The 10,654-nt window shown below is 63.5% G+C and carries 11 protein-coding genes; 8 read left to right on the forward strand and 3 right to left on the reverse strand.

What is annotated here, in order from left to right; all coding sequences use genetic code 11:
* The first annotated feature begins 177 nt into the window (after positions 1-177).
* From F7R26_RS35565 to F7R26_RS35595, 7 genes are all read left to right on the forward strand, one after another.
* A complete protein-coding gene (locus F7R26_RS35565) occupies positions 178-363 on the forward strand; it encodes a hypothetical protein (RefSeq protein WP_150989211.1) in 186 nt (61 codons plus the stop codon).
* Between the two features lie 470 nt (positions 364-833).
* The gene (locus F7R26_RS35570) at positions 834-1,373 is read left to right on the forward strand and encodes a hypothetical protein (protein WP_150989208.1); all 540 of its coding nucleotides are present in this window, start codon (positions 834-836) and stop codon (positions 1,371-1,373) included.
* Positions 1,370-1,981, forward strand: coding sequence for a hypothetical protein (locus tag F7R26_RS35575; protein WP_150989206.1), 612 nt, complete (start codon positions 1,370-1,372; stop codon positions 1,979-1,981). The genes F7R26_RS35570 and F7R26_RS35575 overlap by 4 nt, the downstream gene beginning before the upstream one ends.
* An 18-nt stretch (positions 1,982-1,999) precedes the next feature.
* A complete protein-coding gene (locus F7R26_RS35580) occupies positions 2,000-2,806 on the forward strand; it encodes a hypothetical protein (RefSeq protein ID WP_150989204.1) in 807 nt (268 codons plus the stop codon).
* 81 nt (positions 2,807-2,887) lie between these two features.
* Positions 2,888-3,580 (forward strand): C39 family peptidase, encoded by a 693-nt coding sequence (locus F7R26_RS35585; protein ID WP_150989202.1) that lies wholly within the window; start codon positions 2,888-2,890, stop codon positions 3,578-3,580.
* Position 3,581: 1 nt separating this feature from the next.
* Complete coding sequence (locus tag F7R26_RS35590; protein ID WP_150989199.1) at positions 3,582-4,373, forward strand: hypothetical protein; 792 nt, start codon at positions 3,582-3,584, stop codon at positions 4,371-4,373.
* A 60-nt stretch (positions 4,374-4,433) separates the two neighbouring features.
* Positions 4,434-5,765 (forward strand): transporter, encoded by a 1,332-nt coding sequence (locus tag F7R26_RS35595; RefSeq protein ID WP_241754664.1) that lies wholly within the window; start codon positions 4,434-4,436, stop codon positions 5,763-5,765.
* A gap of 64 nt (positions 5,766-5,829) precedes the next feature.
* Here F7R26_RS35595 and F7R26_RS35600 read toward each other — a convergent pair whose 3' ends face one another.
* The 3 genes from F7R26_RS35600 to F7R26_RS40805 form a co-directional block, all read right to left on the reverse strand.
* On the reverse strand, positions 5,830-7,200 hold the full coding sequence (locus tag F7R26_RS35600; protein WP_150989196.1) for a sigma-54 dependent transcriptional regulator: 1,371 nt from the start codon (positions 7,198-7,200) through the stop codon (positions 5,830-5,832).
* A 125-nt stretch (positions 7,201-7,325) separates the two neighbouring features.
* Positions 7,326-7,796, reverse strand: a complete 471-nt coding sequence (locus F7R26_RS35605) for a hypothetical protein (RefSeq protein WP_170301948.1) — start codon at positions 7,794-7,796, stop codon at positions 7,326-7,328.
* Between the two features lie 64 nt (positions 7,797-7,860).
* On the reverse strand, positions 7,861-8,199 hold the full coding sequence (locus F7R26_RS40805; protein ID WP_206702546.1) for a hypothetical protein: 339 nt from the start codon (positions 8,197-8,199) through the stop codon (positions 7,861-7,863).
* A 485-nt stretch (positions 8,200-8,684) separates the two neighbouring features.
* Between F7R26_RS40805 and F7R26_RS35610 the strand changes: the two genes are divergently transcribed.
* Positions 8,685-8,888: a cold-shock protein gene (locus tag F7R26_RS35610; RefSeq protein WP_006159057.1), complete on the forward strand. Its 204-nt coding sequence runs from the start codon at positions 8,685-8,687 to the stop codon at positions 8,886-8,888.
* The last annotated feature ends 1,766 nt before the right edge of the window (positions 8,889-10,654 follow it).

The raw sequence follows: 10,654 nt of genomic DNA on the forward strand, positions 1-10,654 counted from the left end.
GACGCGGCGCGCGCCCCGGTTCCGGCCCGTCCGGCCGGTGAACGGCTAGACTGGAAGACGGGCTGTGCGCCGTCTCGCAGCGGCTAATCGGCGCCACCGGAGCGGCTGGCCGCAAGCACTAGCCGTCCCGACACCGTCCTTCCGCACATCCCCTTTCGACAACCAGAAGGAGGCACCATGAACCGGAAAACCCTCCGCCGCCTTGGCACGGCCGTCTTCCTGGCGCTCGGCCTGCTCGCTGCTACGGGCTGCGAACGCAGCCAGCCGGGGCCCAAGCCGATCTCCGGTGCACTGGACGAGCAAGCCGCCGGCACCGCGCCGACACCCCTCGCGCCACCAGCCTCGCCCGTGCTGTCGGCCTGAGCGCCAACAGCTTCGCAACGACGCGCCCAGGCCAATGCCGCCGACACGGGCATCACGCTCCTGCAAGGCCGGAGCGTACCCGTTTCTGCGTACAGAGCCGCGCGCCGGCAAACGCGCGTAAAGCGGCGCAGACGGGGCGCAAGCGACCCGGGCCACCCGTCTTGCCGCCGGCGGGTGCCACACTTGCCGGCCCCCGCCCTGTTTCAGCAATGCAACCAGCACCGGCCTGCCCTAGCAGGCGCGCATAGTGCGTCGTCTTGCCCGACTCAGCATGGCCGCACGCCCGATTGGCAACCACTTTCATCCGGCGCCATCGGCAATGCCGTGTTACAGCGCTGCAACCAAAATGTTCTTCCTCTATCAGGGAACTTCCGCGCGCTCATGCGCACCACCCGCAAACCGTTGACAGCGCACGATTGCAGGGTATTGGCACGCTTGTCGCTCTGTTCGCCACAGGGAGACATAAAAAAATGACGCGACGAGTCCTACAACGCGGGAGTGAGTTCAGCCATGCGTCAGCCGCCAGCGCGAATGACGGCACGGAGGCGTTCGTATCGACTGGCGCGGCCTGCGCCATCGGTCTTGCAGCTTTTGTCGCCGCCCTTGCTTCCTTCTCCGCGATTGCAGACCCAGGCGATATCGTCATTCTGCGCAGCGTCGAGCCGCGTATTGCCTATCGCGGCATACCGCAGGGGGACATGCCGATAGCCGCCGCTGTCGAGCCGTTTCCGTCCGCACGCTTCCAGCAATCCACCGCCGCCGTCGCCAGCGACCTGACCGACAGCGATCTCGCTGCCGCGGTAGGCCGCAGTGCAGCCGTGTCCGGCGCCAGCCAGTCTGCCACCGGGCGGCTGGCCCTGGCGCCCAGCCAGATCGAGGGACTGGCTAATGGCAGCGGTGCCGGGAGCGTCTCGGGCGGCATCGCCGGCCAGGTCGCGCAGGCTACCGGCAACATGACTGGCGCCTTGATGCACGGATTGGCGCCGCTTGCGGTGGGAGGCCGGCCATGACCGGCGCCCACACCGCGCACGGCAACCACGCGGCCTGGCTTGCCGGCCTGATGCTTGCCTGCCTGCCGCTCCACGCGCAGGTCCAGGGCGCAGCCACCGACAACACCCGCATCGATGCCGGCGCGCTCACCGGCGTTGCCGGTCGCGCTGCCGTGAACCTGGCCGCGGGTAGCGGCAACGCGCAAAGCAACCAGGCCGCCATCGCGAATGGCAGCGCGGACGTGCAATCGCAGCAGCATGCCGGTGCAACCGCGAGCGCGACAAGCGCCGTCAGCCAGATCGGTGGCGGTGCCTTCGCCAATGGCAGCGGACTGCTTTCGGCAAACGTGGCCAGCGGCAACGGCAACGTGCAAATCAATGCGGCAGTGCTGGCGCCGGCCGCCAGCGTAAAGATCGAAGCCATCTCCGACGGCTTGCTAGCCGCGGAATCGGCCGGAGGAAGTCGCCCGGGTTCAGCGGGCCACGCAACGGGTCCGCGCGAGGCAGTCATCCAGCCAGATGCCTACCGCAACGCTACTGGCCTGGTGCAGCTGAACCAGACGGCAGGATCGGGGAATGTCTCGTCCAACGTTTTTGTGCTCCGTCCCCCGGCGGGCACTTTTTTCTAAGCAGGGAAGGAGAAAATCATGAGAACGAAAATCCTCGCCATCGCAGCGGGCATTGCGCTATCAACCAGCGCATTCGCGGGCGGCTTCAGTTATTTCGACCGGCCGGACGACGCCGATATCTACAGCCAGACAGCGATCAGCAACGACATCTATGTCCGTGGCTTCGGCTTTGCCTGGGGAGATATCCACTTCAGGTCCGAATCGGGCGCGGTGGTCAACAGCCAGCAAAGCGCGCGCGACAATAGCGTGCGTATCGGCCCGTCCACCAACAGCGCATTCGGCGGCGGCAACGCGCTAGTCAATGCGCAAGGCAACATCGGCGTGAACATATCCGCTGGCGCGGGCAACGGCCAGTCCAACCAGGCCGCTCTGGCCAGCATCGACGCGTCGGATGTCTTCGCCTCGGCGCAGGTGTTCTCGAGTCAGAAGACCGCGGATAACGGCATGCATACGGTCGGCGCCGCAAACAGCGCCAGCATGGGCGATAACATGCTGGCCGGGGCCAAGGGCAACGTCGGCGTGAACATCGCCGCGGGCGCCGGCAACCTGCAGAGCAACGCGCTGGCGGCCTCGGTCAATATGGGCAGCGGCGGCACCGGCCGCAACGGGGGAGACCCCGTCGGCGCGCTGGCCAAGGCCACCGCGTCCAATGACCAGACCACCTACGGCAATGACCTGTCGATGTGTGGCTGCAGGCCGAACAACGCCGCCACGCTCAACGGCGGCGCCCTGGCCAACGCAGTGGGCAACATCGGCGTGAATATCGCCGCCGGGGCCGGCAACGCGCAGAGCAACGGGCTCGCCATTTCCACGGCGACCCACTGAGCACTGCGGCAACAGCACGAACGCGGCAGGAGAGCCGGGACCCCGGGGGTCACCGGCTCAACCCGCCCAAGGGGGAGTGTCATGCGCGCGCTATTCCGCGTGGCCGGGGCATGCATGCTGCTAGCGGCGGCATTCGGTGCCAATGGCCAGAGCACGATGACGATCGACATCGACGGACAGCCGATGCTCAGGAAGCCCGTCAAGAGCATGCTCGAGATGCGCTACCAGAACATGATGCGCCAGCAGCTTGACTTCAGTTGCGGCGCGGCCGCGGTAGGCACGCTGTTGCGCTACGGCTACGGCTTTGACCTGGCGGAGCCCAGGATCGTCGAGGACATGCTGCGCATCTCCGACGCCGACACCGTGGTCAAGAACGGCTTTTCCATGCTCGACATGCGCAATTACGTCGAAACGCTGGGCTTGCGCGGGCGGGGGTTCCGCGTCGACTACAGCGCCCTGCGGCAACTCAAGATCCCGGTCATCACCTTGCTCGACGTCAACGGCTACCTGCATTTCGTGGTGGTGCGCAAGGCCATCGACGGACGCGTGTTCGTAGCCGATCCGGCACTGGGCAACCGCATCATCAAGGAGGAGGATTTCGCGGCGAACTGGAACGGGCTGGTGTTCGCCATCGTCGGTCGGCCGTTCGATCCGAACTCGCCGCTGCTCGATTTCGCCGCCCCCGCCTTGCGCGACCGGACCAACGCCGCGCTGGCCGGGGGCATGGTGCCCGCGGCGCTCGACTTTGGCCTGATACGGATGGACTACTTCTGACATGGGCACCGCACAGCGCCTCCTCTGCCTGAGCTGCTCCGCCGGCATGGCGCTGGTCACGCCAACGCTTGCGCTGGCATCCACGGCGGCTGACGATGCCAGCGACGTGATGGCATCGCCAGCAATGGCGGAACTCGTCTCCGATGCGGAGATGGCCGGCGTGCGCGGCAAGTACCTGGGCGCGAGCCTGGTCAGCGGCTTTGTGGTGGAAATGGTTTCGCGCTGGCAGAACGATACGGCGATTGCCACGGCAACTGCCCGCGTCGCCGCCGCCAACCTCGCCACCAGCAACGCGGTGGCGCAGGCCACGGCGAGCTTGTCGGCCCACGTCCAGAGCCTTGCCCCGGGCAATGTGCAAGGCAATGGCGGCACGGCCAGCTCCGCGGTGCAGGTGGCGGGTGTAGGCCAGGTCGCGCAGATCGCCGGCGATGGCAATTCGGCCAGCAACGTCAGCACCATCACGACCCAGACCACACCCATCGCGGCGGCGCCCACGACGAATGTGGCAGGCAACAACCCGGCAGCACAAGTGGCACACGGCAACGGCATCACCGCTAGCGCCACGGTCGCGCCAGGCGGCGGCGTGTCGCTGGCCATCCAGTCGGCCGCGGGCAGCGCCACGCAAAATGCGCAAGGCGGCAGCCTGATGCAGACAGCACGCATCACGGGCGACGCGCAGCAAGTACTCAACCTCACCAACATTACGCTGCAGGTGCAGCAACTGACGATCCGGCAACTGACGCAAACCAGCATGCGGGACGCACTAGCGGCGATCGCAACGATGCGACGATAATCCAGCATGCGCAGGGCTGGCGCACCCGCTTCGCGCCCATTCAGATTTCCGGGGGGAAAGATGAAGACCGAACTCGCTCTGATGGGTACCCTGGCGGGTACGCTGATCTCGGCTGGCGCGTGGGCGCAGGTCAGCGCCCAGCCCAGCGCCGACGAGCGGATCGAACGGCTGACAAAACTGGTCGAGCAGCAAGACAAGACCATCAAGGCTCTCGAACAGCGCCTGAACGATCTGGAAATGGTCGGGGCGCGCGGGCGGGGGGTAGTAGCAGGAACGGGGAGCAGTGCCAACGGGAACGCCGGTGGCGGGATGACCGCCGCCGGTGTTCCCTCCTTGGCACAAAGCGCAAGCCCTGCCGCGGGCGGCACGGCCACCGCAACGCCCGCCGGCGACACGCCGGTGGTGGGTTCGGATGCGCGCGAGACACAGCAACAGGCGCGCGTGCAAAGCAAGGACCTGGTCTACCAGAGCGAGCATGCGCCACTGTTCGAGCGGCGCCTGACCATCGACAGCGGCTTCATCTACAGCTACTACGACCGGCGCGCGCTGTCGCTGTCCGGCTTCCTGGCGCTGGACGCCATCTTCCTCGGCACCATCAACCTCAACCAGACCAAGTCGCACACGCTCACGTACGACACGATCGCACGCTACGGCCTGTCCGACCGCCTGTCGATGGACTTCGATCTGCCGGTGATGTACCGCAACACCAACTTCATCTCCGGCGGCGCGGGCGGCTCCGCCTCGAGCCTGTCCGATGCCACGCTGAGCACGACGGCGCTGGGCGATATCAGCATGGGCCTGTACTACCAGTTCCTGCGCGAGAGCGGCGCCGCGCCCGATGTGGTCGGCAGCATCCGCGTGCGCGCGCCCACCGGGCGCTCGCCGTTCGGCATCAAGCTGGTCTCGGCGGATCCCAATAACAACAACCTGAACATCGCCGACCAGTTGCCCACGGGCAACGGCGTATGGGCCGTGACGGCCGGGTTGTCGCTGCTCAAGACCTATGACCCCGTGGTGTTGTTTGTCAATGCCAGCTACACCTACAACATCAAGCGCTCGGTGAGCGATATCTCCTCGGTGCAGGGACAAGTCACGCCGGCCGACGTGAAACTGGGCGACACCATCGGCTTCGGCGGCGGCCTGGCGCTCGCGCTCAACGACCGCACGTCGATGTCGATGGCCTTCAATGCCGCCATCTCATCGAGCACGCAGGTCACCAGCGCGGGCGTCACGCAGACCGTGATCGGCAGCCGGGCCAACGTGGCCACCATGACATTCGGCTTCAATCACGTGATCACCAAAGGCTTGTCGGTGAGCACCGCAATCGGCATCGGTCTCACCCCGGATGCGCCGAACTACACGGTGACGCTGCGTTTTCCCTATACGTTCTGAGCGCCCCCCCGGGCCGCACAAGAAAAGCGGGCCGTAGCCCGCTGTGTTGTGCGGTGCCGGCCGGCTATTCGCCGGCGCCGGGATGCGCTTCGATCCGGATATTGTGCTTGTGCATCAGCCGGTACAAGGTGACACGCGAGACGTTGAGCTCGCGCGCGGCGGGTACTACGTGGAAGCCGTGGCTCGCCATCACGGTACGGATCGCCTCGCGTTCCGCCTCCTCGCGGATCGCGTCCAGGGTCTTGCGTGGCGAATCGCTGCCGCCGTGCAATTGCAGGTCCTCCGCGGTGATCTTGCGGTTATCGGTCATCACGATCGCGCGCCGTACCCGGTTGATCAGTTCGCGCACGTTGCCCGGCCATTCGTATTGCATCATGGCCTGGGTGGCGCATGGCGAGAATCCGCGAATGCGCCGATGCGCCTCGTGGCCATGCTCGGCAAGCACCGAGTTGGCCAGCAGCAGGATGTCCTCCCCGCGCTCGCGTAGTGGCGGGATCGACAAGGTCAGAACACATAGCCGGTGGAACAGGTCGGCACGGAAGCGTCCGTCAGACTGCGCCGCCACCAGGTCCACGTGCGTCGCCGAGATGATGCGCAGATCCAGCGGGATCGACTGGTGCCCGCCAAGCCGGGTGATGGTGCCTTGCTGCAAGAAGCGCAACAGGGCTACCTGGCTTTCCAGCGGCAGGTCGCCGATTTCATCGAGAAACAGCGTGCCGCCCTGCGCCTGTTCGATCCAGCCGATCTTGCGCTGGTTGGCCCCGGTGAACGCCCCCTTTTCATAGCCGAACAACTCGGATTGCACCAGGTGCGGGGGAATGGCGCCACAGTTGATCGCCACGAACGGACCTTTGCGCCGGCTCGAGGCTTCATGGATGGCTTGCGCCGCCAACTCCTTGCCGGTGCCGGACTCGCCGGAGATAAAGACGGGCGCCTCGTTGTGGGCGACCTTGGCGAGCGAGCGGAACATGCTGCGCATCGCCGCGCACTCGCCAATCATGGGGCCGTGGCCGATCAGTTCGTGGCTGCGCGCGCCATGCAGGCAGGCCATGCCGTGGGCATGTTTCAGCGTGTAGAGCAGTTCGCTGAACGAAAACGGCGTGCGCACGTAGTCCACGCAGTAGTCGCGTATCAGCCGCCTCACGCGTTCGTCCTCCAGCATGCGCGACGACGTGATCGCCACCCACATCACGTGCAGGTATTGCAGGCTCTGCTCGAGCTGCATCAACTCGGCATCGCTGTATTCCGTCTCGAGATCGAGCACGCCAGCCATTGGCGCGCTGCCTCGTACCACCCGGCTAAGGTCCCGGATCTGCTGGATGTGGCGAATCTCCCAGCCGGAGCCGAACTGGGCCGGATCAAATCCATAGGGTTCGTGGCGAGATACGACCAACACCTGTGCGGTGCGTGTCGCCGCCTTGCACAGTCGGTCCATAACGTTCTCCCTGACGTTGAGCATCTTGACTACTCCGGCTTGCACCGCGGTCCCGCTCTCGTGCGGGCTCCGTGTGCGGTCAAGCTGAGTCGGTTGGGGGAGATCCCCCACGCGCAACGTCGGCATTACGGCCTGGACAAACTGCGGGACTGCTCGCCAAGAATGGCGCTGTGGTCGCTACCGGCATGGAGCTGGTCGCGAATACGTCGGCGCACCTGGTCTTTTTCGCGCATCAACTCAGCGCGCGGTGCTTCAGGCGATTGGCCGGAATACCGGTAATAGAGTGCCTTGTAGGTCAGCTGGCTGAGAATCCATTCCTGCAGCAGCGCGCGCTGGCGGGACAACTCGCCATCCATCGATTGTTGTCGCTGCAGTAGCTGTTCAATCGCTGCACGCGCGTAGGCCGGCAACGTCTGTTCCTGGCTCAGGAACGCTTCGACGATACTGGCGGCAGGTTCGCCGCGCTCGCTGGCGCGGCTTCGGTGCGGTGCCTCGGCTGCGGCTTCTCCCAAAGCCGCCCAGGCACGGTGAATGGAAAGACTAGCAGACTCGCTGATGGGCCCCATGGCGGGTCGCCGGATTTCTCCTGCAGTCATGATTGATCCCCGTTGAACAACACCCCCGGCACTACACGTTCGCGATTACCACTTTTGTTTAGTCTTATTGTTTGCTTTTGTCGGGCGGGCGTGTCTCCGCTCGCTCCTTTCGTGGTGGCGAAGCCATCTTGGCGATGGTCTGCTCATTCAGTCCTTGCCCTCTTGCTTGAGATGGACTTGTTGTATCGCTACTGCAGGCCTGAAGACGCTGAGTCAACTGGCGCAGCCCCGGAATGCCGGAGTCAAGAAGGGGCGCCTTGAAGCGCCCCGCAATCTGCCACGCCTCTAGTTCAGTGCATTTGGGCCAGTTTGTCCAGCCCTCAGTATGGGTACTCAGCCGAATATCATCCTTTAGTATGAGCGCCTTGGCGCACACAATCTGCCACGCGAGGTAATTGGTCACTTACATTCCGCGCAGAAATGGGTACGCGAATTTTGTCCCGGGGGTACGCGCCGGCTACGCAGAAACGGGTACGCCGCCGATTCGAAGGGCAGGCGGGAGGCCCACGCCCGGCCACGCAGAAACAGGTACGCTTTTCTCGTCACCCGGCCCAGTTCCACCAGTGCGCACGGCATGCGACTGGACACGTAAAGCAGGGCCGGCACGGTTGAGACGACACCAGCGGCGTATAGGATTCATCTGAAGAACGTGATGATCCGACCGTGGCTCGCAGTGGATCCAGGCAGACATCCAGAATGACCCTACCTTGACGCTGGCGCTAATCCGCCGTATAAACCCCGCTAGATTCAAGCGACGAGGCAACAGCACATTCGTTAGCCACCGTCATGGTACTTCCGTTGTCCATGGTGTCCTTTCCTTGAGTTGCTTTGCTCGGATATGCGTGAGCTATCCGTTTCTTTTAAATTTTTCCCAGGAAAAGCAATACCATGCAAACCGGTATCGTTAAATGGTTCAACGACGCCAAGGGCTTCGGTTTCATCAAGCCGGACGCTGGCGGTGACGATCTCTTCGCGCACTTCTCTGAAATCCGCTCCGACGGTTTCAAGTCGCTGCAGGAAAACCAACGCGTGTCGTTCGAAGTCAAGAACGGCCCGAAGGGCCTGCAAGCTGCGAACATCACGCCGCTGTAAGCAGTAGACTGCCACCCCACTAGGGGTGCGCCCAGTCAGGAAAACCCCGCCTCTCGAGGCGGGGTTTTTTTTTGTCCAGCAATCCCTCCCGGCCTCGCCCGGATCCCGCTGCGCGGCGGGATCGCCACAGGAACGGCGCCACTGTTCTCACCTGGCAATGCCGTCGGTCAAGGCGCCCGTAGAGCACGCAGAAACGGGTACGCACCGATCTCAGCGGCCAGTCCGATTCCGGAATGCCTCCGGATCCCCACGCAGAAATGGGTACGCCGCATCTCCGGCGTCGCCATTTCCTAGTCCGCAACCGCCTCTCCTAAAGCCAGGCGGCGATCAAGGCACGCAGAAATGGGTACGCAAGGCGTAAAAGTCCACCGTGCGCTGGAATCCGAGCGCAGGGAGCATCTCCACTGGCATCGCGCAAGGGGTTGACTGACGCAATATCACAACGCAGAAACGGGTACGCCCCGTTTTTTTTCTTCCCGCTGCCCAGACAGCTCAAACGCCTGAAATTGCGCAGAAACGGGTACGCCTAAGACCCCGGATCGGGTTTTCTGGCACTCAGCAGGCGCCCTCATGCGGCCCCTCGACCGTATTCCACAACCTCCTCCCCTCCCAAAGTCCTTGTCCAAGGGCGACTTGGCTCTTCTCTCGCAGAAATGGGTACGCGTAGCCCCCTTTCCAGCCTGGTCGTGGCCGCAGAAACGGGTACGCACAACTGACGGGTGCCCGCGGCGTACGACCGCATCAGCACAAGCCTCACCGGGAACACGCGCAGAAACAGGTACGCCCACAAAAATCCTTTTGCTGATTCGCTATTCGTGAGTGCAAGCACTCGCTTTCAATATGAATGTTGTGTATAATGGAAAGCAGGAAATTCTGCACTTGCCGGAACCGGCTCCGAGGACGCAGAAACGGGTACGCGCGCTGGAAAACGAGGTCGCAGGGAGTTCGCAGAAACGGGTACGCTTTGGGCGCGAGGTGATTCGGAACGCGGGTTCGCAGAATTGGGTACGCCGCAGAAACGGGTACGTTTCAGGATAGCGAACCCTGAAAAGCGGGTTTTCAAATGCCGTAGCGCAGAATTGGGTACGCAAATGGAACAGCGGGGGCACTCGCTACGCAGAATTGGGTACGCAAGGCGACGGGGCCGGCCTTGGTAAACCTGGGTGCGTACCAAATTCTGCGGGGATAACTGCTCCGGAAAACCGGTTTACGCGGTATACGTGGCAAAAAACGCTCGGCTTACGCAGAAACAGGTACGCTGTTGGTGCCTCCGGCTGTGGAAAAGCCTGTGGGAACAGGGAGTTATCCACGCAGAAACCGGTTCGGGCTTTGCGCTGAAACGGGTTCGGTATACCGCAGAATCTGGTACAGCACTTCGCAGAATCGAGTACGGTTTCACGCAGAATCGGGTTCGCTGAGGGTGTTTTTCCTCATAAGAATCAAGGTACTGGGTCTCCCGTATACGGTTTACAAGTAGTTAACCCATACTCTTAACGTTTACCGGTAGCTGATGGCTGGCCTTCCGTGGACAACCCTTCGGGATTGCCCACCGCAGTCCACCATGCAATCAGCCATGAGACGCACCACACCCAAAACACGCGGCATTGCAGGAAATTCGTCTACCGAACCCGTTTCTGCGTGACAAGGCGGATTGCTTCGCGTAAAAAGTCGTGTATTCCGAAGCACGCAAATATGCCCATCAAACGCAGCCAGACCATCCTTGGGTCTCGCGGTCCAGCAGATATGGACAGTGAGCCCTCCCAGAT

This window comes from Cupriavidus basilensis, assembly GCF_008801925.2.
In the GTDB taxonomy this organism is placed as follows: Bacteria; Pseudomonadota; Gammaproteobacteria; order Burkholderiales; family Burkholderiaceae; genus Cupriavidus; species Cupriavidus basilensis.

Excerpts from the sequence above, each read along its gene's own strand:
- F7R26_RS35565 (WP_150989211.1), top strand. The coding sequence starts at position 178 with ATGAACCGGAAAACCCTCCGCCGCCTTGGCACGGCCGTCTTCCTGGCG.
- F7R26_RS35570 (WP_150989208.1), top strand. The coding sequence starts at position 834 with ATGACGCGACGAGTCCTACAACGCGGGAGTGAGTTCAGCCATGCGTCA.
- F7R26_RS35575 (WP_150989206.1), top strand. The coding sequence starts at position 1,370 with ATGACCGGCGCCCACACCGCGCACGGCAACCACGCGGCCTGGCTTGCC.
- F7R26_RS35580 (WP_150989204.1), top strand. The coding sequence starts at position 2,000 with ATGAGAACGAAAATCCTCGCCATCGCAGCGGGCATTGCGCTATCAACC.
- F7R26_RS35585 (WP_150989202.1), top strand. The coding sequence starts at position 2,888 with ATGCGCGCGCTATTCCGCGTGGCCGGGGCATGCATGCTGCTAGCGGCG.
- F7R26_RS35590 (WP_150989199.1), top strand. The coding sequence starts at position 3,582 with ATGGGCACCGCACAGCGCCTCCTCTGCCTGAGCTGCTCCGCCGGCATG.
- F7R26_RS35595 (WP_241754664.1), top strand. The coding sequence starts at position 4,434 with ATGAAGACCGAACTCGCTCTGATGGGTACCCTGGCGGGTACGCTGATC.
- F7R26_RS35600 (WP_150989196.1), bottom strand. The coding sequence starts at position 7,200 with ATGGACCGACTGTGCAAGGCGGCGACACGCACCGCACAGGTGTTGGTC.
- F7R26_RS35605 (WP_170301948.1), bottom strand. The coding sequence starts at position 7,796 with ATGACTGCAGGAGAAATCCGGCGACCCGCCATGGGGCCCATCAGCGAG.
- F7R26_RS35610 (WP_006159057.1), top strand. The coding sequence starts at position 8,685 with ATGCAAACCGGTATCGTTAAATGGTTCAACGACGCCAAGGGCTTCGGT.